This is a genomic window from Pantoea sp. X-Soil-TKNS-1279 (assembly GCF_059730565.1).
This window is the reverse complement of sequence record NZ_AP035948.1, coordinates 3,148,187-3,168,873: the sequence shown is the minus strand read 5'-3', so window position 1 is coordinate 3,168,873 and position 20,687 is coordinate 3,148,187. Positions and strand designations below refer to the sequence as shown.

18 protein-coding genes are annotated in these 20,687 nt (G+C 55.3%); 10 read left to right on the top strand and 8 right to left on the bottom strand.

Annotation, left to right across the window (positions count from 1 at the left end; all coding sequences use genetic code 11):
- Positions 1-8 precede the first annotated feature (8 nt).
- Together bcp and AC6I8N_RS14815 are read right to left on the bottom strand one after the other, a co-directional pair.
- Positions 9-476 (bottom strand): thioredoxin-dependent thiol peroxidase, encoded by a 468-nt coding sequence (gene bcp, locus AC6I8N_RS14820; protein ID WP_021184306.1) that lies wholly within the window; start codon positions 474-476, stop codon positions 9-11.
- Positions 477-621: 145 nt separating this feature from the next.
- Positions 622-1,176 carry a glycine cleavage system transcriptional repressor gene (locus tag AC6I8N_RS14815; protein ID WP_021184305.1) on the bottom strand — a complete coding sequence of 185 codons (555 nt, stop codon included), beginning with the start codon at positions 1,174-1,176 and terminating at the stop codon, positions 622-624.
- 143 nt (positions 1,177-1,319) lie between these two features.
- Here AC6I8N_RS14815 and dapA point away from each other — a divergent pair, with 143 nt between their 5' ends.
- From dapA to ypfH, 6 genes are all read left to right on the top strand, one after another.
- Positions 1,320-2,198 carry a 4-hydroxy-tetrahydrodipicolinate synthase gene (dapA, locus tag AC6I8N_RS14810; protein ID WP_013510033.1) on the top strand — a complete coding sequence of 293 codons (879 nt, stop codon included), beginning with the start codon at positions 1,320-1,322 and terminating at the stop codon, positions 2,196-2,198.
- 13 nt (positions 2,199-2,211) lie between these two features.
- A complete protein-coding gene (gene bamC, locus AC6I8N_RS14805; protein WP_021184304.1) occupies positions 2,212-3,243 on the top strand; it encodes an outer membrane protein assembly factor BamC in 1,032 nt (343 codons plus the stop codon).
- Between the two features lie 143 nt (positions 3,244-3,386).
- On the top strand, positions 3,387-4,100 hold the full coding sequence (gene purC, locus AC6I8N_RS14800) for a phosphoribosylaminoimidazolesuccinocarboxamide synthase (protein ID WP_013510031.1): 714 nt from the start codon (positions 3,387-3,389) through the stop codon (positions 4,098-4,100).
- Positions 4,101-4,271: 171 nt separating this feature from the next.
- On the top strand, positions 4,272-5,138 hold the full coding sequence (gene ypfJ, locus AC6I8N_RS14795) for a KPN_02809 family neutral zinc metallopeptidase (RefSeq protein WP_497829372.1): 867 nt from the start codon (positions 4,272-4,274) through the stop codon (positions 5,136-5,138).
- Complete coding sequence (locus AC6I8N_RS14790; protein WP_497829371.1) at positions 5,135-7,096, top strand: tRNA(Met) cytidine acetyltransferase TmcA; 1,962 nt, start codon at positions 5,135-5,137, stop codon at positions 7,094-7,096. The genes ypfJ and AC6I8N_RS14790 overlap by 4 nt, the downstream gene beginning before the upstream one ends.
- Before the next feature lie 73 nt (positions 7,097-7,169).
- Positions 7,170-7,868 (top strand): esterase, encoded by a 699-nt coding sequence (gene ypfH, locus AC6I8N_RS14785; RefSeq protein WP_497829370.1) that lies wholly within the window; start codon positions 7,170-7,172, stop codon positions 7,866-7,868.
- A gap of 97 nt (positions 7,869-7,965) precedes the next feature.
- Here ypfH and AC6I8N_RS14780 read toward each other — a convergent pair whose 3' ends face one another.
- Genes AC6I8N_RS14780 through AC6I8N_RS14770 form a run of 3 tightly spaced genes read right to left on the bottom strand, consistent with a single transcriptional unit; the run spans position 7,966 to position 9,665 of the window.
- Entirely contained in the window at positions 7,966-8,154 is a 189-nt protein-coding gene (locus AC6I8N_RS14780; protein ID WP_208723844.1) for a YpfN family protein, read from the bottom strand.
- Between the two features lie 22 nt (positions 8,155-8,176).
- On the bottom strand, positions 8,177-9,304 hold the full coding sequence (gene dapE / locus AC6I8N_RS14775; protein ID WP_497829369.1) for a succinyl-diaminopimelate desuccinylase: 1,128 nt from the start codon (positions 9,302-9,304) through the stop codon (positions 8,177-8,179).
- Between the two features lies 1 nt (position 9,305).
- The gene (locus AC6I8N_RS14770) at positions 9,306-9,665 is read right to left on the bottom strand and encodes an ArsC family reductase (RefSeq protein WP_021184298.1); all 360 of its coding nucleotides are present in this window, start codon (positions 9,663-9,665) and stop codon (positions 9,306-9,308) included.
- A gap of 225 nt (positions 9,666-9,890) precedes the next feature.
- Between AC6I8N_RS14770 and katG the strand changes: the two genes are divergently transcribed.
- Positions 9,891-12,056, top strand: coding sequence for a catalase/peroxidase HPI (gene katG, locus AC6I8N_RS14765; protein ID WP_497829368.1), 2,166 nt, complete (start codon positions 9,891-9,893; stop codon positions 12,054-12,056).
- 404 nt (positions 12,057-12,460) lie between these two features.
- Positions 12,461-12,520 (top strand): protein YpfM, encoded by a 60-nt coding sequence (ypfM, locus tag AC6I8N_RS14760; RefSeq protein WP_139810981.1) that lies wholly within the window; start codon positions 12,461-12,463, stop codon positions 12,518-12,520.
- Positions 12,521-12,663: 143 nt separating this feature from the next.
- Here ypfM and acrD read toward each other — a convergent pair whose 3' ends face one another.
- The 3 genes from acrD to narQ all read right to left on the bottom strand — a co-directional run bounded on the left by acrD (position 12,664) and on the right by narQ (position 18,329).
- Positions 12,664-15,780: a multidrug efflux RND transporter permease AcrD gene (gene acrD, locus AC6I8N_RS14755; protein WP_497829367.1), complete on the bottom strand. Its 3,117-nt coding sequence runs from the start codon at positions 15,778-15,780 to the stop codon at positions 12,664-12,666.
- A gap of 196 nt (positions 15,781-15,976) precedes the next feature.
- The gene (gene narL / locus AC6I8N_RS14750; protein ID WP_208723847.1) at positions 15,977-16,609 is read right to left on the bottom strand and encodes a two-component system response regulator NarL; all 633 of its coding nucleotides are present in this window, start codon (positions 16,607-16,609) and stop codon (positions 15,977-15,979) included.
- 31 nt (positions 16,610-16,640) lie between these two features.
- Positions 16,641-18,329 carry a nitrate/nitrite two-component system sensor histidine kinase NarQ gene (narQ, locus tag AC6I8N_RS14745; protein ID WP_497829366.1) on the bottom strand — a complete coding sequence of 563 codons (1,689 nt, stop codon included), beginning with the start codon at positions 18,327-18,329 and terminating at the stop codon, positions 16,641-16,643.
- A gap of 243 nt (positions 18,330-18,572) precedes the next feature.
- Between narQ and AC6I8N_RS14740 the strand changes: the two genes are divergently transcribed.
- On the top strand, positions 18,573-18,845 hold the full coding sequence (locus tag AC6I8N_RS14740; protein WP_021184293.1) for a YdgH/BhsA/McbA-like domain containing protein: 273 nt from the start codon (positions 18,573-18,575) through the stop codon (positions 18,843-18,845).
- 274 nt (positions 18,846-19,119) lie between these two features.
- Positions 19,120-20,622, top strand: coding sequence for an L-asparagine permease (ansP, locus tag AC6I8N_RS14735; protein WP_021184291.1), 1,503 nt, complete (start codon positions 19,120-19,122; stop codon positions 20,620-20,622).
- Positions 20,623-20,687 lie beyond the last annotated feature (65 nt).

The window sequence follows — 20,687 nt, the reverse complement described above, 5'->3', positions numbered from 1 at the left end:
GTTGCTCATCAGGCTGACTGGAGGTAATCCAGCACGATGTCGTGGTGGTTAGACGTTTTGAAATCGTCGAACACCTTCTCCACCTTGCCATTACCATCAATCAGGAAGCTGATGCGGTGAATGCCGTCGTAGGTTTTACCCATAAAGGTTTTCTCACCCCAGACGCCAAACTGTTCGCATACCTGATGGTCTTCATCAGACAGCAGCGTAAAGTTCAGCAGCTCTTTTTCGGCAAAACGCGATAGCTTCTCCGGTTTGTCAGTGCTGATACCCAGCACTTCCACACCGACCTTTTTCAATTCATCCATGTTGTCGCGCAGGCCGCAGGCCTGTACGGTGCAGCCCGGCGTCATGGCTTTCGGGTAGAAATAGACCAGAACGCGCTGTCCCTGGAAGTCGGCCAAATTTACTTGTTCGCCATCCTGATCGGGCAAGCTAAATTTCGGTGCGGTATCACCGGCTTTCAGTGGATTCATCACAACTCTCCATTTTTTTCTTCATGCTGTGGGTAATACACCATCAGGGCCAAAAGTGCCAGGTGGAGTTTACCGTCAGGGTTATTTCCGCACACTGTTTATCCAATCCGGACAGAGTGTGTGACGAAATAACCCGGAGGTCGCATCAGTGCGGTACGGCATCATCCGCCACGCTATATAAGCGAATCGTACCCTGGGCGTGCAGTTCCTGACAGAGTTGATTAAACGCCGGTTCGATACGCGCGCCTTCAGCGCTGTGCGCCGTCATCTGAATATACAGGGTAGGCGGTACACCATCCTGCGCCGGTTGAATGCGCGAAACCAATTCAGCAATGTTCATTTGATGTTTATCGAACAGGTCGGTAAACCGCTCGATGATATGCGGGGAATCCGGAACTTCAACCTGAACCCAGACGGTGGCCGGCATTGGTGGCGTGGCGCGCGCATTGGTGCGCTTCATCACGATCAACAACTCCAGCTCAGCCCCTTTCATCGGCAGGGTGGATTCAATCAGGGTAATGGCATTCCAGCTTCCGGAGAGCAGCATAATAAAGGTGAATTCATCACCGAGCATCGCCAGGCGACTGTCTTCGATGTTGCAGCCGCAGCTGCTGACATGGCGGGTGATGGTATTCACAATACCCGGACGATCAACGCCCAATGCGGTGATCACCAGATGGTGAGGCTGTGGCTGCGACAAAATGACATTTCCTGTGTGTTCGCTAATAACCATAAGGTAAACATAAAAAAAACTGCTGACAAGCGCGGGAATGGCGTGGCTCGCTTGCTTTTCCCACAGCGTAAAACGTACCATGAAGCACTTGTTTGTCGAGGGGATCGCCCATGTTCACCGGAAGTATTGTTGCGCTCGTAACGCCAATGAATGACAAAGGCAATGTCTGCCGCGCGAGTTTGAAAAAACTGATTGATTATCATGTCGCCAGCGGCACCGCGGCGATTGTTTCTGTTGGCACCACCGGCGAATCAGCCACCCTCAGCCATGAAGAGCATGGCGATGTGGTGATGATGACCCTCGAACTGGCCGATGGCCGTATTCCGGTGATTGCCGGAACCGGCGCAAATGCCACCGCTGAAGGGATCTCGCTCACCAAACGCTTTACCGGCACCGGTGTGGTGGGTTGCCTGACCGTAACCCCGTATTACAACCGTCCGACGCAGGAAGGCTTGTTCCAGCACTTCAAAGCGATTGCGGAAAGCACCGATCTGCCCCAGATGCTGTATAACGTGCCTTCACGAACTGGTTGCGACATGCTGCCGGAAACCGTTGCGCGTCTGGCCGAAATCAAAAATATTATCGGAATCAAAGAGGCAACCGGGAACTTATCGCGGGTTAGTCAGATCCAAGAGCTGGTTGATGATGAATTCATTCTGGTAAGTGGCGATGACGGCACCGCGCTGGACTTCATGCAACTGGGCGGTAAAGGCGTTATTTCGGTCACGGCCAACATTGCGGCTCGTGAAATGGTTGAACTGTGCGCACTGGCGCAGCAGGGCAACTTCGCCGAAGCGCGTCGCCTGAATCAGCGTCTGATGCACCTGCACCAGACGCTTTTCTGTGAACCCAATCCTATCCCGGTGAAATGGGCCGCGAAACAACTAGGATTAATCGCGGATGACACGCTGCGTTTGCCAATGACGCCGCTGACCGAAGCCGGTCAGAGCAAAACGGCGCAGGCATTGATCAAAGCGGGTCTGCGATAATTAGGGAGAATCAATGCGTTATACAGTGAAGCGCTCGACGCTGGCGACTGTGGTGGGTTTGTCCACCCTGATGCTGCTGTCAGCTTGTTCCAGCGATCAGCGTTATAAGCGCCAGGTCAGTGGTGATGAATCTTACTTGCAGGCGCCTGAACTGCATGATTTAAAAGCCCCGGCGGGAATGATTCTGCCTGTGCAGAATGGTGATTATGATGTACCGCATGCCGTTGCCAAAGGCGCGGTAGGTAAAGAGCTGGATATCCGTCCGCCTGCCCAGCCGCTGGCGCTGATGAACGGTACACGCGCGCAGTTCACCGGCAATACCGGTGTTCTGGCAGTGGAAAGCAGCCGTGGCTCCATCTGGTCTCAGGTGGTGAACGTGGTGCAGTCGTACAAATTCCCGATCGCCCAGCGTGATGATGCTGCCCAGCAGCTGACCACCGATTGGGTGCAGTGGAACCGTGCGGATGAAGACAACCAGTATCGTGGCCGTTACCAGGTCAGCGTGCAGAATCAGGGCTATCAGCAGGTGCTGACGGTGCGTCTGCTTGAGCTGCAACAGTCAGGTCAGACGGTGACGACGCCGGTTCAAATCCAGCGCTACACCGCGCAGATGTTGAACGACCTCAGCACCGGTATGGATAAGATCGATACCGCAGCTCAGGATGCCGCAGCCGGTCGTGGTGTAGGCCAGATTGCCGTTCAGAGTGGTGCTGATGACACTGGCTTGCCGTTGTTGATTCTGCGTTCACCGTTCAACCTGACCTGGCAGCGTCTGCCAGCGGCGCTGAAGCGCGCAGGCATGGAAGTGACCGACAGCAATCGCTCGCAGGGCAGTCTGAACGTCACCTACAAGCAGCCGGGCAGCGGCGCGTGGGATGACATTGGTGCGAAAGATCCGGGCTTACCGAACGGCGATTATAAATTGCAGGTCGGTGATCTCGATAACCGCAGCAGCCTACAGTTCATTGATCCTAAAGGTCATGTGCTGACCCAGTCGCAGAATGATGCGCTGGTGGCGGTGATGCAGGGCGCACTGAACAAATAAATTGCCTCAGGCCGGAGAATATCCGGCCTTTTTTTTGAGATTTTGGCATAATAGCGCCCGGCGAGGTAAACGATTGCGTATTGCCGCCGTGCAGTGGGCAACCGCTGTTGAACACGGGTTCTTTCATGTTTGGAGTTAACAAGATGCAAAAGCGAGCTGAGTTGTATCGCGGTAAAGCGAAAACCGTATACAGCACCGACAATCCGGATCTGCTGGTACTTGAATTCCGCAACGATACGTCAGCAGGAGACGGTGCACGAATCGAGCAGTTTGATCGCAAAGGAATGGTGAACAACAAATTCAACCATTTCATCATGACCAAATTGCAGGAAGCGGGCATTCCGACCCAGATGGAAGCGCTGCTGTCGGATAACGAAGCGCTGGTGAAAAAGCTGGAGATGGTGCCGGTGGAATGCGTGGTGCGCAACCGTGCGGCAGGGTCACTGGTTAAACGTCTGGGCGTGGAAGAGGGCATGTTGCTCAATCCGCCGCTGTTTGATCTCTTCCTGAAAGATGACGCCAAACACGACCCGATGGTGAACGAATCTTACTGCGAAACCTTTGGTTGGGTGAGCAAAGAGAATCTGGCGCGCATGCGTGAGCTGACCTACAAAGCGAACGACGTGCTGAGCAAAATGTTTGATGACGCCGGTCTGATCCTGGTCGACTTCAAACTGGAGTTTGGTCTGTTCAAAGGCGAAGTCGTACTCGGCGATGAGTTCTCACCAGACGGTGCACGTCTGTGGGACAAAGAGACGATGGACAAAATGGACAAAGACCGTTTCCGTCAGAGCCTGGGCGGCCTGATCGAAGCCTATGAAGAAGTGGCGCACCGTCTGGGCGTGAAACTGGATTAATTAATCGGTAACCATTGACGGCACCCCATGTAGCGGCGCGATTTATCGCGCTGCTTTTTTTTGTGCCGCGTCCCGAATAGCAGGATAAATCGCGCCGTTACGCGCTGGTGCTTCCTCCTGCCGCCATCTAAAATCATGCAAAGCCAATTTTGATCAAAACAGGAGCATGCCATGCGCTGGCAGGGACGTCGCGAAAGCGACAATGTGGAAGACCGACGCGATCAATCGCCGGGTTACAGCGGAGGTCGACAGATCCGTCTGCCGCGTGGTAAAGGCGGCATCATCCTATTAATCATCGTGGCGGTGGCCGGTTACTACGGCTATGACCTGACGGCGCTGCTTGAAGGTGGCGGCAATCTGACGCCCACCACGCAACAACAGCGTCAGGCGAAACCGGCACAGGATGAAGCCGCAAAATTCACCTCGGTGATCCTGGCGACCACTGAAGATACCTGGGACAAACTGTTTCAGCAGATGGGCAAACAATATGTGCCGCCGAAACTGGTGATGTATCGCGGTGCCACGCGCACCGGCTGTGGTACTGGCCAGTCGGTAATGGGACCTTTCTACTGCCCGGCGGATCAGACCGTCTACATCGACTTGTCTTTTTACGATGACATGAAAACCAAACTCGGTGCGGGCGGAGATTTTGCTCAGGGCTACGTGATTGCGCATGAAGTGGGTCATCATGTGCAGAAATTGTTGGGGATCGAACCCAAAGTACGTCAGATGCAGCAGGGCGCCAGCCAGGCGCAGGTTAATCAATTATCGGTGAAGCTGGAACTCCAGGCCGACTGCTTTGCCGGTGTCTGGGGCCATTATATGCAGCAACAGAACATCCTCGAAGTGGGGGATTTGCAGGAAGCGCTGAATGCAGCTGAGGCGATCGGTGATGATCGCTTGCAACAAAAAAGCCAGGGGCGGGTGGTGCCTGATAGCTTTACCCACGGTACGTCGCAGCAGCGTTATACCTGGTTCAAACAGGGTTTTGACAGCGGCAACCCTGGTCAATGCAACACCTTTGCCAGCAAAGGATGAACCTGTGTGAAGTCAGCACGGCGATGCAGCGGGCAGGCATTCGCCGTCTGTGCGTGATCAGCGGCAGCAGCGCATGGACGAGCCAGCAGGCTGCCCAGTGGCGCAGTACCTTAGCAGGTGACTGGCTATGCATCGGCGAACAAACCGATCTCAGCGCGACATCCCATGCCCCAGCGGCGTTACGCACGTTGCTGGGACGGGAATTCCTGCACGCTATTTTTGATGCCCGTCATGGCTTCCATGCCGAAGCGTTTGCCGCGTTGGCGGGTACCCTGAAAGCCGGAAGCTGGCTGTTGTTGCTGACGCCGCCGTGGCAGGCATGGGCCAGCCAGGCGGATGCCGACAGCCTGCGTTGGGCGGATGTCTCCGTCGCGATCGCCACGCCGCATTTCACCCGTCAATTACAACAGAGCATGCTTGATGATCCCCAGGTGATGTTGCTGCGGGAAGGCTATCCCGCGCGTGCACCGCAGGCGATCGCCTGGCCGGAGTGGCACTGTCGGGCGCCGCAACAACAGCAGCGTATCCTGCAACAATTACTGGCCATGCCCACCGGGGTGGCGGTTATCACCGCCGCGCGTGGGCGTGGCAAATCTGCGCTGGCGGGTATGCTGGCGCGAGAAAAACGCCCCTGCCTTGTCACCGCCCCCGCGAAAGTCTCCACCGACGTGCTGGCGCAGTTTGCCGGTGAGCATTTTCAGTTTATCGCCCCGGATGCGTTATTGGCGATCAATCCTCCTCCACAGGCGGAGTGGCTGATTATCGATGAAGCGGCGGCGATTCCGGCACCGCTGCTTGCAAAGCTGGTGGCACGCTTTCCGCGTGTGTTGCTGACGACCACGGTACAGGGTTATGAAGGGACCGGGCGCGGTTTTATGCTGCGCTTCTGTGCCTCGTTGTCGGATGTACATTATTTCGCGCTGGATGAGCCACTGCGCTGGTCGCCGCACGATCCGTTAGAAGCCTGGCTCAGTCATGTCCTGTTATTTGAGGACGCGCAGGAGAGTGCGCCGCCGTCTGCGATCTCGTTGTTTCCCGCCGCGCCGGAACAGCATGCCGAAGCCCTGGCTGCGGGGTATCGCTTGTTAGCCAGTGCCCACTATCGTACTTCGCCGCTCGACTTGCGGCGGATGCTGGATGCTCCCGGTCAGCGTTTCTGGCTGGCGGGTACGCCAGACAACGTTCAGGGGGCGTTGTGGTTGGTAGAGGAAGGTGGGCTGGATCCCGCGCTGGCCTGGTCAGTATGGGCAGGGTTGCGTCGTCCCCGTGGAAACCTGGTGGCACAATCGCTGGCCGCCCATGCCGGTTTCGTTGAGGCTGCCACCTTGCGATCGCGACGCATCAGCCGTATCGCGGTGATGGCGGCGCAGCGGCAGCGTGGTATTGGAACCGCGTTGGTCGCGACGGCCCGTCAGCAAGCGCAGGGTTGCGATTATCTCTCGGTGAGTTTTGGCTATACCGAGGCTTTGTGGCGTTTCTGGCAGCGCTGCGGTTTTATCCTGGTACGCATCGGTTCACAGCGCGAAGCCAGTAGCGGATGTTACGCCGCGATGGCGATGCTGGCACTGACGCCAGCAGGCGAAATGTTGCAACAGCAGGCGGCCCGCAGGTTGGCGCGTGACTGGCCGTGGCTGCAACAGTTGATTGAACTGAATCTGCCGCTGGAGCCGGAGGGGGAGCAGCAACCCGATGACGATGATCTGGCGTTGCTGGCCGGTTTTGCCTGGGCACAACGTCCGTGGGAGGCCAGCTACGCGGCTTTGCAGCGCCTGATACGACAACATCCACAGCCGTTGTTGCACGCCATACTTGTGCAAAAACAAGCGCTGAGTCAGGTGGGGAGTGGTGGGCGCAAAGCCTTGATGGCGCAGCTACGGGCTGAGGCGGCTCAGGCGCTGACAGACAGGGATGCCAGTGCGGCATCTCGCTGGCAACAACGGCTCGCGTCATTGCAATAAATCCATTATCTCGTTCAAATTTTCCCAATATCACTGTGCTCACAGCGGCGTATAGTGATCACAGGAGGATATTATGGCACTACATTATGTGATTGTTCAGCAACCGAGCACCGACCCCGCGCAGCTGTTTCTGCTGTACCACGGTGTCAACGATAACCCGGACTCGATGGCGCAGATCGGGAGTTGGTTTGCGCGTGCCTTCCCGGAAGCGCTGGTGGTGGCGGTGGGGGCACCCTTGCCCGGCAGCGTACCGCTGGGGCGTAAATGGTATGCCGAAATCCCGGCGCACGATCGTTCCGAACAGCAGGGCGTCGATGGGGCGATGCCGGAATTTATTGAATCGGTGCGCCACTGGCAGCAACAAAGTGGGGTCCGACCGGAAGCCACGGCGCTGATTGGTTTCTCGCAGGGTAGCACCATGGTGCTGGAAGGCGTGAAGGCCCAGCCGGATCTGGCCGGACGCGTGGTGGCGTTCAGTGGACGTTACGTGACGTTACCGGAACGCGCCAGTACCCGTACCACTATCCATCTGATTCACGGCGACTATGATGATCAGATCCCGATGCAGCATGCTGAGGACGCGGCGCAGCGTTTAACGGCATTGGGCGGTGACGTCACGCTGGATATTGTGGAGGATTTGCCACATGCCATCGACGATCGCAGTATGGAACTGGCGTTGAATCATCTGCGCTATACCGTGCCGCGTCGCTACTTTGACGAAGCGCTGAGCGGTGCGAAACCCGGCGATGATGATGTGGTGATGATGGTGTAACTCATGGTCCCGTAGCGGTGCGATTTCTCGCGCGGTTTGGTGCGTGATGCGGGAAAAAACTGCGCGATAAATCGCGCCGCTACGATGGTGCCAGATGTTATTTCTTTTTGGGCCAGTCGTCGTCATCGTCCCACTTGTCGTTGAAATCACGATGTGGCGGCAGATCCGGTTTGTTTTCCATAAATTTTTTATGGTCGATACGTTTCAGGTCTTTGTAGACGTTCATCAAAATACCGACCATCAGCAGGATCACCAGGATCCACCAATACTCTTTCAACCATTCCATTTGCCCACTCCTTATGCGTGTCTCAGGCGATCAGCTGTTCCATGATGCGCTGATACATACGGCTCAGCATCTGCAAATCTGACGCCTTCACGCATTCATTGATTTTATGAATGGTGGCGTTCACCGGGCCGAGTTCCACCACCTGCGCTCCCACGCGGGCGATAAAACGTCCGTCGGAGGTGCCGCCGGTGGTCAGCAACTGCGGCTTGATTTCATTATAGTGTGCCACCGCGTTCACCACGGCATCCACCAGCTTGCCGCGTGATGTCAGGAACGGCTGACCGGAAAGATTCCACTCCAGCGTGTAGCGTAACTGGTGGCGATCCAGCAGAGCGGCAACACGCTCACGGATCATCTGGTCGGTCAGTTCGGTACTGAAGCGAAAGTTGAACTGAACGAAAAATTCGCCAGGAATCACGTTGTTGCTGCCGGTGCCTGCCTTGACGTTGGCAATCTGCATGCTGGTTGGTGGGAAGAATTCATTCCCCTGATCCCACTCGGTGGCCACCAGTTCATTTAACGCAGGCATGGCGCGATGCACCGGGTTGTCCGCCAGATGCGGATAAGCCACATGCCCCTGCACGCCGTGAATGGTCAGATTGGCGGTGATGGAGCCGCGACGGCCATTTTTCACCACATCGCCGACCACTTCGGTGCTGGATGGCTCACCCACCAGGCAGTAGTCCATGCGTTCATTGCGCGCCATCAGGCGTTCAACCACCTTCACCGTGCCGTTAACGGCGCTGGCTTCTTCATCGGAGGTGATCAAAAAGGCCAGACGCCCCTTATGATTGGGATGGGCCGCAACAAAGCGTTCTGCCGCCACCACCATCGCCGCCAGCGATCCTTTCATATCGGCGGCACCGCGACCAAACAACATGCCGTCACGAATGGTGGGTTCAAACGGGGGGTTAATCCAGCGGTTAGCATCACCGGGCGGCACCACATCGGTATGACCGGCAAATGCCAGAGTTTCACCCTCACCACGCGTTGCCCAGAAGTTAAGGGTATCACCAATGTGCATTGGCTCCACCCGGAAGCCAATCGCCTCCAGTCGGGCAATCAGCAGCGCCTGACAACCCGCATCATCCGGGCTGAGGGAAGGGCGGCGAATCAGCTGCTGAGCCAGCTCAATAACCGGACAAAACATGTTATGACTTCTCCTGGATAAACGCGTGATAAAGGGATTCATTAAAGCCCACCAGCAGGTCGCCATTGGCCGCGGCCAGCACCGGGCGCTTGATGATGGCAGGTTGCGCCAGCATCAGGGCTTTGGCGCTGTCAGCATCCTGTACCGCTTCGCGTTCTGCTTCTGGCAGTTTGCGCCAGGTGGTGCCACGGGTATTGAGCAACGGCTCATAACCCAGCGTGTCAATAAACGACTGCAACAGCGCATCGTCCACGCCATCTACCCGATAATCATGGAAGCGATAATCAATGCCAGAAGCCTCTAAATATCGGCGGGCTTTTTTAATGGTGTCACAATTTTTAATGCCGTAGAGCTGGAACATAGTATTTGACTACTCTTTTAGCGTGAAGATGGATTGCGTGGTCGGCCAGGGATTGTAACAAGGTTGCCAGACGGGATAACAGCGATCTTGTATCCTCACTGGCAATTAAGCGCAGGCCCACTATTGTATAAAGATAATAACTATCAAATCGTTTGATCTAAATGAGTATTACCTATCAATTGAGGTGTTTTAATCTAGTCGCAAATTAAAAAAGCGGAGAGCAACATGAGCAATTCAAACGAAACAAACCCGACAGCAGCCAAATGCCCCTTTCATCAGGGTGCAGACCTGCCTGCTGCGGGGGGCGGAACCAACAACCGTGACTGGTGGCCCAAGCAGTTGCGTGTCGATTTACTGAATCAGCATTCCAATCGTTCGAATCCACTCGGTGAAGACTTCAACTATCGTGAAGCCTTTAGCCAGCTTGACTATTTTGCCCTGAAAGCCGATCTGAAAGCGCTGCTCACCGACTCTCAACCCTGGTGGCCTGCCGACTGGGGTAACTATGCCGGTTTGTTTATTCGTATGGCCTGGCATAGCGCGGGGACTTACCGTATGACCGACGGGCGCGGTGGTTCCGGTCGCGGTCAGCAGCGCTTTTCGCCGCTGAACTCCTGGCCGGATAACGTCAGCCTGGATAAAGCGCGCCGCCTGCTGTGGCCGGTAAAACAAAAATATGGTCAGAAAATTTCCTGGGCTGACCTCTATATCCTCGCCGGTAACGTGGCGCTGGAAAATGCGGGTTTCCGCACTTTCGGTTTCGGTGCCGGACGTGAAGATGTCTGGGAACCGGATCTGGATGTGAACTGGGGCGATGAAAAAACCTGGCTGGCCCACCGCCATCCAGAAGCGCTGGCAAAAAATCCCCTCTCTGCCACCGAAATGGGTCTGATTTACGTCAACCCGGAAGGTCCAAACGCCAGTGGCGATCCAGCCTCGGCGGCCCCGGCTATCCGTGCCACCTTCGGCAATATGGGTATGGATGATGAAGAAACCGTGGCGTTGATCGCCGGTGGTCATACGCTGGGTAAAACCCACGGTGCCGGTGCTGCCAGCCATGTCGGTGCTGAGCCGGAAGCGGCTCCGCTGGAATCTCAGGGTTTTGGCTGGCAAAGCAGCTACAACAGCGGTGTCGGTGCGGATGCCATCACCTCGGGCCTTGAAGTGGTCTGGACGCAAACGCCGACCCAGTGGAGCAACTACTTCTTCGAGAACCTGTTCAAATATGAGTGGGTGAAAACCCATAGCCCGGCGGGGGCGATTCAGTACGAAGCCGTGGATGGACCGGATATCATTCCAGATCCCTTTGACCCGGCGAAAAAACGTAAGCCGACCATGTTGGTGACTGACCTGACGCTGCGTTTTGATCCAGAGTTCGAGAAGATCTCGCGTCGTTTCCTGAACAATCCGCAGGCATTTAATGAAGCCTTTGCCCGCGCGTGGTTCAAACTGACTCACCGCGATATGGGGCCGATTGCACGTTACTTAGGCCCGGAAGTGCCGAAAGAAGCACTGATCTGGCAAGATCCGCTGCCGAACCCGTCACACAATCCAACCGCAGCCGATATCGACAACCTGAAAACGGCGATTGCCGATTCCGGTCTGACCGTAGGTGAGCTGGTTGCGGTGGCCTGGGCTTCCGCGTCGACTTTCCGAGGTGGTGACAAACGTGGTGGTGCCAATGGCGCACGCGTGGCTCTGGCACCACAGAACAGCTGGGAAGTGAATGCCGGTATCCAGCCTGCGCTGGCGAAACTGAAGGCAATCCAACAGGCCTCCGGTAAAGCATCGCTGGCGGATGTGATTGTGCTGGCCGGGGTGGTCGGTGTTGAGCAGGCGGCGCAAGCGGCGAATGTTGCGGTTAAGGTGCCGTTCACTGCCGGTCGTGTCGATGCCACCCAGGAGCAGACGGATGTCGAGGCATTTGCCCTGCTGGAGCCGGGTTACGATGGTTTCCGTAATTATCAGCGTGCAGGCACTACGCAAGAGGCGGAAACGCAACTGATTGATAAAGCGCAACAACTGACCCTGACCGCACCGGAAATGACGGCACTGGTAGGTGGCTTACGTGTGCTGGGTGCCAACTTTGATGGTAGCGAACACGGCGTGTTTACCGCCAACAAAGGCGTGTTGAGCAATGACTTCTTTGTCAATCTGCTCGACATGGGGACCGAATGGAAAGCGGTAGATCAGGCGAAAGGTCTGTACGAAGGGCGTGACCGTAGCAGCGGCGTCGCCAAACACAGCGCCACCCGTGCTGACCTGGTGTTTGGTTCTAACGCGATTCTGCGCGCGCTGGCGGAAGTGTATGGCAGCAGCGATGGCCGCGAGAAGTTTGTGCATGACTTTGTGGCTGCCTGGACCAAAGTGATGAACCTTGATCGTTTCTGATGCTTAAAGTGGACTTCCGGGGCGACCCGGAGGTCTGGATCTTATGTGTTCGAAGCAGCGCGATTTATCGCGCTGTTTTTGTTTTTCACTCCTGTTGTGCGATTAATCGCGCCGCTACTCAACAGGATATATTCAGGACCAGTAACCGCTTTCATTAACGTCCTGAATAGTTCCCTTCCGTACCATAAGCCTGATCAGAATTATCCTAAGCCGAAAAATGTGCTACGCCTTGTCACCTGGAATTTTCTCCCGTTGCGTTAGGGGTTTGCTGAAATGTGCGTCAGTACGCAATTTGAGCAAATTAACGCTTTTGCCTGCTTTTGCCGATACAGATAACAGGTGGAAACGTATTCACCTGTAGAAAAAAACGGCGTATTATCGCCAGCACAATAAGAGAGGGTATTATGGTTGACACTGAACTGGGGAACTGGAAAGAATTTATTGACGCGATGTTGCGCAAGTAACACGCGAAGAGAAAAGCAGGGCAAATCCCCAACTTGCTGTAATTCTTACCAAACATAAATTAAGGCAGCCAACGGCTGCCTTAATTTTTTTATCGCCCATGACCAGAACACATTGCTTCATCCAGTAGCGGCGCGATCAGGTCTTAATCATGTGGCTTCTCTTTCAGCGGGAAGCGGCGGCGCACCAGCACAAAGAACAGCGGCACAAAGAAGATGGCCAGCACCGTTGCGGAGATCATGCCCCCCATCACGCCGGTACCCACCGCGTGCTGGCTGCCAGAACCCGCACCCGCGCTGATCGCCATCGGCAGCACGCCGAAGATAAACGCCAGCGAAGTCATCAAAATCGGACGCAGACGCTGACGCGAGGCTTCCAGTGTAGCCTCAATCAGCTCACGACCTTTGCTGTTGATCTCATTGGCGAACTCCACGATCAAAATGGCGTTCTTCGCCGACAGGCCAATGACGGTCAGTAACCCGACCTGGAAATAAACATCGTTTTCCAGTCCACGCAGCCAGGTGGCAATCAATGCCCCCACCACGCCCAGTGGCACCACCAGCATCACTGAGAACGGGATCGACCAGCTTTCATACAGCGCCGCCAGGCTCAGGAACACCACCAGCAGCGAAATGGCATACAGCGCCGGGGCCTGCGAACCGGAGAGCCGCTCCTGATAAGAGGCACCGGTCCACTGGAAACCGACGCCCAAAGGCAGCTGACTGACCAGTTTCTCCATCGCATCCATTGCCGTCCCGCTGCTGACGCCATTCGCCGCTTCACCGACGATTTCCAGTGAGGAGTAGCCGTTGTAGCGCTCCAGGCGTGGCGAGCCGACTTCCCAACGGCTGGTGGCAAAGGCCGAGAAGGGCACCATAGTGCCGCTGCTGTTACGCACATACCATTTATTGATATCGTCTGGCAGCATGCGGAATTCCGGCGCGGCCTGGACATAGACTTTCTTAACACGACCGCGGTCGATAAAGTCATTCACATAGGATGAGCCCCAGGCGGTGGTGAGGGTGTCATTGATGGTATCGATCGAAACGCCCAGTGCCTGCGCTTTGCGCTGGTCAACATCAATCTGCAACTGCGGGCTGTCATCCAGGCCATTATGGCGTACGCGTGATAACGCCGGGTCATGTGCTGCCGCATCCAGTAATTTATCGCGCATTGCCATCAGGGCGGTGTGACCCATTCCACCATGATCCTGTATTTCAAGGTCAAAGCCAGATGAACTGCCGAGGCCGGTAATCGCCGGGGGGCTGCTGGCAATCACCCGGGCTTCCCGGATTTTATTAAAGGCTTTGGTGGCGCGGTCAATGATGGCAAAAGACGTACGGTCAGCTCCCGGACGCTCATCCCAATCCTTCAGACGGATAAACATACGCGCCACGTTCTGACCGTTACCGCCAGGGCCAGCACCAATGGTGGAAAACACCGATAAGACGTTATCTTTCTCGGCGGTCATATAATATTTTTCCACCTTAGCGACCACGTTAGAGGTTTGCTGGAGTGTTGATCCCGCCGGAAGTTGTACCTGCGTCAGAAATACGCCACGGTCTTCCTGCGGCAGGAACGACGTGGGCAGACGGATAAACATAAATGCCATCAGGCCAATGATCGCCAAATAAAGCAGCATCCAGCGGCCGCTTTTAACCAGAATCCGCGCCACACCCCGTTCATAACGTGCCGCATTGGTGTTGAAATGACGGTTGAACCAGCCAAAAAAACCACGCCGACCGTGATGTTGCCCTTGTTCCATCGGTTTGAGCAGAGTGGCACAAAGGGCGGGGGTCAAAATCAATGCCACCAGTACCGACAGGATCATGGCGGAGACGATGGTAATGGAGAACTGGCGGTAAATCGCGCCAACGGTGCCACCGAAAAACGCCATCGGGACAAATACCGCCGACAGCACCAGCGCGATGCCAACCAGAGCACCCTGAATCTGTCCCATTGATTTACGCGTGGCCGCGCGGGGTGAAAGACCTTCTTCACTCATAATACGTTCGACGTTTTCTACCACCACGATGGCGTCATCCACCAGCAGACCAATGGCCAGTACCGTGGCAAACATGGTCAAGGTGTTAATGCTGTAGCCGCAGGCATACAGCACCGCAAAGGTACCGAGTAACACCACGGGAACTGCGATGGTGGGGATCAGCGTGGCACGGAAGTTCTGCATAAACAGATACATCACCAGGAACACCAGCAGAATCGCTTCCAGCAACGTTTTCACCACATCGGTGATCGACGCTTTGACGAACGGCGTGGTTTCGTAGGCGATTTTTGCTTCCAACCCGTGTGGAAAGTATTGTGATAATTCGGCGATGCGGGCGCGTACCAGTTTGTCGGTGTTCATCTCATTGGCGCCGGAAGCCAGTTTAATGCCCAATCCGGACGCTGCCTGGCCGTTGTAACGGCTGAGATAGTCATATTTCTCTGCCCCCATCGCGACATCCGCCACATCACCCACGGTAACCACAGAACCGTCAGTGTTGGTTTTTAGCGTAATGGCTTTGAACTGTTCCGGGGTTTGTAGCATCGACTGGGCATTGACCGTCGCATTCAGCGCCTGTTTTTCAACCGAGGGCAAGCCTCCCAACTGACCTACCGCAACCTGGGCGTTTTGCGATTCAATAGCACTGACGACATCATCGGTTGTTAACGCGTAGGCGTTCAGTTTGTTCGGATCGAGCCAGATACGCATGGAATATTGCGAACCGTAGGCATCAACTTCACCGACACCATCGATACGGCTGAGGGGATCCTCAATGTTACTGGCGACATAATCTGAAATATCCTGTTTGTCCATACTTCCGTCGGTAGAAACAAACGCAATCATCAGGATGTTGCTGTCACCCGTTTTGTTGACGGTGACGCCCTGGGATTGCACTGCCGAGGGCAACTGGCGCAGGGCTGTCTGTAGCTGGTTCTGAACCTGCTGGCGTGCTTCGTCCGGATCGGTGCCTGCGGTAAAGGTGAGGGTAATTTGGGCCTGACCGGTATTGCTGCTGTTCGATGACATATACATCAGGTTGTCGATGCCGGTCATGTTCTGCTCAATCACCTGGGTAACGGTGTTTTCCAGCGTTTCCGCTGAAGCACCAGGGTAGTTGGCGGTGATGCGCACGTTCGGTGGCGCGAGGTCAGGATATTGCTCAATCGGCAGCGAGATGATCGCCAGAGTGCCGCATAAGCAGAGTAAAATCGCCAGAACCCAGGCAAAAATGGGGCGGTCGATAAAAAAATTCGACATGGAACCGACACTCCTCAGCTGCGTATTTTTTACTTTTATTATCAGAAGCGTGAACCCGTGTGGGCCCACGCTGGCGGAGGGGATGCGCTATCTCGGGAGAATCTCCTGCCGCTGCTTACTCTACGCGGCGCAAATTAGATAATCGTGGAGAAATTATGGAGAAAGTGTAAATGTCCCGACGGTTTTATGTGATGTGCTAGACGTTCCGGCTCTCCAGCCAGAGCACGGTGGCGGCCACGCGTGAGCGTACATCCAGTTTGCGCAGCAGATTGCGAATATGCACTTTGACCGTCTCTTCAGAGATATGCAGCGTGGTGGCAATCTCTTTATTCGACAAACCACGCGCCACTTCCTGTAGTACGTCTAGTTCGCGCTCGGTCAACTGGCGGAACGGATTGGAGCTGTGTGGGCGATTGGCGAGATACTCCTCCACCACCTCACTGAATACGTTCTCCCCCTGGGCGCCGGACAGGATTTGTTGCAGCAATTGCTCCGGTTCACTGTCCTTTAGCAAATAGCCATCAGCACCGGCATCAATCATGGCGTAGATATCATTACGCGCATCGGAAACGGTCAACACCAGGATGCGGGCGGAGATCTCCTCATGGCGTAACGCTTTTAGCGTATCCAGCCCGGACATCCCTTTCATATTCAGGTCGAGCAGAATCACATCCGGCGACAGACGACGGGCCTCTGCCAGCGCTTCCGTGCCATTATTGGCCTCGGCCACCACCTGAAGCCGTGGCTCCAGCGCCAGCAACTGGCGAACGCCACGGCGCATCAGGGGATGGTCATCAACTATCATGATTGTCAGTTTTGGCTGGTCCATATTCTCTCCAATAAACAGTCCATGTATCACGTTATTCCAGCAGGTAGGTCGGGCGAGGCGGGAAACGTAAGGTGACACGCGTGCCGCGTTCCTGCGGGGTAATCAGCAGCGTGCCGGCAAGGCGCGCTGCCCGTTCTGCCATAATTGTCAGGCCATAATGGCCCGGCGGTTCTTCCGTGCTGCGGATACCAATACCGTCATCTTCGATGGTTAACAGATGATCCTCCTCAGCGAGACGCTGATAGCAAATGCGAATCTGCTGTGCACCGGCATGGCGAATGGCGTTCAGTAAGGCCTCGCGCGCAATCTGTAAAACATGCACCTGTTGTTGAGCATCAAGGCTTTGCAGTCCCGGTTGATAGTCAAACTGGATCGCCGCCTGGGATTGTTCCTGCAAGGGTACGATCATTGCCTGCAATGCTGCTACCAAATCTGCCTGCTCAATGGTCAGGCGGAAGGTGGTCAGCAATTCGCGTAATTGTTGATAAGCGTCTGCCAGTGCCCGGTCAAACTCGCTGATAATACTTTGCGCTGCCAACTGGCTGCCATCGACCGTGCGTCGCAGCAGCGTAAGCTGAATCCGTAAAAAGGAGAGTGACTGCGCCAGCGAATCGTGAAGTTCGCGGGCAATGGTCGCGCGCTCCTCAATTAACAGCATTTGCTGATACTGCTTCTGCGTCTGCCAGACCCACAGGGCGCGAGCCAACATATTCGCCAGGCTCTGCATCAATTCCCCGGACGACGCGCGTTGCGGCGATTGCCAACGCAATTCGCCGAAGGGCTGCTCATCCTGACGCAATGTGATGCGCTGCCAGCGGCAGTTGGCATCACTGCTTCCGGTCTGGAATGTCTGGTTGTCACTCTCCAGCACCACCACGTTAAAACCTTCGCGCTGCTGAAGTTGCTCGATAAAACCCTGAAATACATCGGGATTGAGGGCGCTGCTGGTAAGCATTTGCGAGCTTTCATAGAGCAGAGACAGTGTGCGGTTAGCCTGCGTCAGGCTCTCGGTTTTCTCCTGCACCGCATCTTCCAGCAGGCGATAGTGTGATTGTAGTCTGGCCGCCATCGCCGTGAAGGCATGGGCCAGCACACCAAGTTCGTTAGGCTGTGCCACGGGCAGGGGAGGAAAGCTGAAGCGAGTTTGTTCGACAAACTGACTGGCGGTGACCAGCGCGTTGAGCGGTCCCACCACGTTGCTGCGAATAAAACGGATGGTCCAGAGTGCCAGCCCGACAATCGCCAGAAAACCAAACAGGCTACTGGCAACCACCAGATGCATTTTTAGCTCGGCGTAATGCTGTACGGACAACACAAAACGATTGATTTCACTGACGTAGCTGGCGACCTGCTGTTGATAAATCAGGGTGTTCTGCGTTTGTAACCGTTGCTTCAGTTCCGGCCAGTTATCGCGCAGATAGTGGTAACGGTTGCGAACTTCGATCGGCACCCACGCGCGCTCCAGATTGCTCAATGCCGGAGCGTCCAGGGTTTGTTCATATAAACCAATATGATGAGTTAGCTGTTGGGGATCGCGCGTGCTGTCCCAGGCCAGGCGATAAATTTGCATTCGCAGCGACCCGGCGACATTGACTGTCTCAGCATCGCGTAAGCTACTGGACAGTGTCATCAACGCCAGCCCGGAAGTGAGCAGCGAAAGCAGGACAATTGCGCTCAGCGCGCGAGCGATAGTGCGTATTACGGGACGTTTAACCATCACGATAAAAACCCTGTTGCGAGCGCGGAATTATAAAGCAGCGTTGTCATGTCGGCGACGTTATCTCGCTACATCAGGTTACTCTTCGCACATAAAGTAACCGCAATTTACATTTCCCAGGATAAATCTGAAACCTCTGTCGAAAAATTGAACAGTTTTACCGCTTGTGTCATCCCGCTTTTGCCTGGCTGACTAATACTTTTTGCGTAGGCCGTCGGTTTCCCCGCAAGATAACAGGAGCATCCCATGAAGACTCGATATGCTGTTCTGGCTGGTGCACTGCTAGCCGCCGCAAGTTTTAGTTCGCTGGCCGCGACAGCGTTAAACGCGGAACAAGCTCAAAATATGCAAAGTATCGGTAGCGTCTCCGTCAGTGGCGTCAGTGGCTCACTGGATGATGCGACCCGTCAGTTGTCACAGAAAGCGCAAGAGATGGGTGCCAGCCATTACCGCGTCATCGGCGTGCAAAATCCAGGTGACTCCAGCATGTGGAGTGGTACCGCCGAGATTTATCGTTAATTTCCCCGATTTTTTCCTGCCACAATCTTCACCGGCCAGACGCTCTGGCCGGTTTTTTTGTGCACTGTGAAGGATAATCTCAATTCATTCTGTGCAATCTGGCGGTATATTTTGCTTCGTTCTTGCAGAACGGGTAGGATTCATCGCCGTAATTTCCCGGATCGCTGCGCGACATCGTTCCGCCGCCTGCAACCGGGGTTTTACCCCATTTCGCACCGTGCTACGCAAACGTTTGGTAAGCCGGTGATTGATGGTCAGGATAAACAGGAAAGCTATGAAACCTACTAAAAAAACCGCGGCCGAACAACGCGCTGCGAAACGACGCTGGCTGAATTCCCACGACACCGGTTACCACAAAGCTATGGGTAATCGTCAGGTTCAAATGATCGCCATCGGCGGTGCTATTGGTACGGGGCTATTTTTAGGCGCAGGCGCGCGCTTACAGATGGCAGGTCCGGCTCTGGCACTGGTGTATCTGGTGTGCGGTATCTTCTCTTTCTTCATTCTGCGTGCGTTGGGCGAACTGGTTTTACATCGTCCTTCCAGTGGCAGCTTTGTTTCCTATGCGCGTGAATTTCTTGGTGAAAAAGCGTCATATGTGGCGGGCTGGATGTACTTTGTTAACTGGGCGATGACCGGTATCGTCGATATCACGGCTGTTGCGCTGTATATGCATTACTGGGGCGCGTTTGGTGATGTTCCACAGTGGGTGTTTGCCCTTGGTGCGCTGGCGATTGTTGGCACCATGAACATGATCGGCGTGAAGTGGTTCGCCGAGATGGAGTTCTGGTTTGCGCTGATTAAGGTGCTGGCCATCGTGGTGTTCCTGGTGGTTGGCGTGGTGTTCCTCGGCAGCGGTAAGCCGCTGGACGGCAATGCCACCGGTTTCCACCTGATAACCGATAACGGCGGCCTGTTCCCACATGGTCTGCTGCCTGCGCTGGTGCTGGTGCAAGGGGTGGTGTTTGCCTTCGCCTCGATCGAGCTGGTAGGCACGGCGGCGGGGGAGTGTAAAGACCCGAAAACCATGCTGCCAAAAGCGATCAACAGCGTGATTTGGCGTATCGGCCTGTTCTACGTAGGTTCGGTGGTGCTGTTGGTGCTGCTGTTGCCGTGGAATGCTTATCAGGCCGGGCAGAGTCCGTTCGTGACCTTCTTCTCCAAACTGGGCGTGCCTTATATCGGTAGCGTCATGAATATCGTGGTGCTGAGTGCGGCGTTGTCCAGCCTGAACTCCGGTCTGTACTCCACCGGTCGTATTCTGCGTTCGATGTCGATGGGCGGTTCTGCACCGAAGTTTATGTCGAAGATGAGCAACCAGCAGGTGCCGTTTGCCGGTATCCTGGTGACCATTGCTGTCTATGTGGTGGGCGTGGTGCTGAACTACTACGTACCCTCTCAGGTATTTGAGATCGTCCTGAACGTGGCGTCGCTGGGTATCATCTCTTCGTGGGGCTTTATCGTGGTATGCCAGATGCGTCTGCGCAAAGCCATCAAAGAAGGCAAAGCGGAAGATGTCAGCTTCAAGCTGCCGTGGGCACCGGTCACCTCCTGGTTGACGCTGCTGTTCCTGGTCAGCGTGCTGGTGTTGATGGCGTTTGACTACCCGAATGGCACCTACACCATTGCCTCCATCCCGCTGATTGCGGTGGTGTTGGTGCTGGGCTGGTTTGGTGTGCGTAAGCGCGTACACGAAGAAGCGATGAAAGAGCATGATCATCATGTCGATGAGTCGGATGACGCACCGCGTATCCTGGCGGAAGATTCTTCACGCTAAACGCGCATGATGTGTTATCAGAAGGCCGTCTCTCCGACGGCCTTTTTTGTTTTTGCCACCCTAAT

Coding starts and splice junctions, on each gene's coding strand:
- bcp (WP_021184306.1), bottom strand. CDS start 476: ATGAATCCACTGAAAGCCGGTGATACCGCACCGAAATTTAGCTTGCCC.
- katG (WP_497829368.1), top strand. CDS start 9,891: ATGAGCAATTCAAACGAAACAAACCCGACAGCAGCCAAATGCCCCTTT.
- ypfH (WP_497829370.1), top strand. CDS start 7,170: ATGGCACTACATTATGTGATTGTTCAGCAACCGAGCACCGACCCCGCG.
- ansP (WP_021184291.1), top strand. CDS start 19,120: ATGAAACCTACTAAAAAAACCGCGGCCGAACAACGCGCTGCGAAACGA.
- acrD (WP_497829367.1), bottom strand. CDS start 15,780: ATGTCGAATTTTTTTATCGACCGCCCCATTTTTGCCTGGGTTCTGGCG.
- purC (WP_013510031.1), top strand. CDS start 3,387: ATGCAAAAGCGAGCTGAGTTGTATCGCGGTAAAGCGAAAACCGTATAC.
- AC6I8N_RS14770 (WP_021184298.1), bottom strand. CDS start 9,665: ATGTTCCAGCTCTACGGCATTAAAAATTGTGACACCATTAAAAAAGCC.
- AC6I8N_RS14780 (WP_208723844.1), bottom strand. CDS start 8,154: ATGGAATGGTTGAAAGAGTATTGGTGGATCCTGGTGATCCTGCTGATG.
- dapE (WP_497829369.1), bottom strand. CDS start 9,304: ATGTTTTGTCCGGTTATTGAGCTGGCTCAGCAGCTGATTCGCCGCCCT.
- dapA (WP_013510033.1), top strand. CDS start 1,320: ATGTTCACCGGAAGTATTGTTGCGCTCGTAACGCCAATGAATGACAAA.
- ypfJ (WP_497829372.1), top strand. CDS start 4,272: ATGCGCTGGCAGGGACGTCGCGAAAGCGACAATGTGGAAGACCGACGC.
- bamC (WP_021184304.1), top strand. CDS start 2,212: ATGCGTTATACAGTGAAGCGCTCGACGCTGGCGACTGTGGTGGGTTTG.
- AC6I8N_RS14790 (WP_497829371.1), top strand. CDS start 5,135: ATGAACCTGTGTGAAGTCAGCACGGCGATGCAGCGGGCAGGCATTCGC.
- narL (WP_208723847.1), bottom strand. CDS start 16,609: ATGGACCAGCCAAAACTGACAATCATGATAGTTGATGACCATCCCCTG.
- AC6I8N_RS14740 (WP_021184293.1), top strand. CDS start 18,573: ATGAAGACTCGATATGCTGTTCTGGCTGGTGCACTGCTAGCCGCCGCA.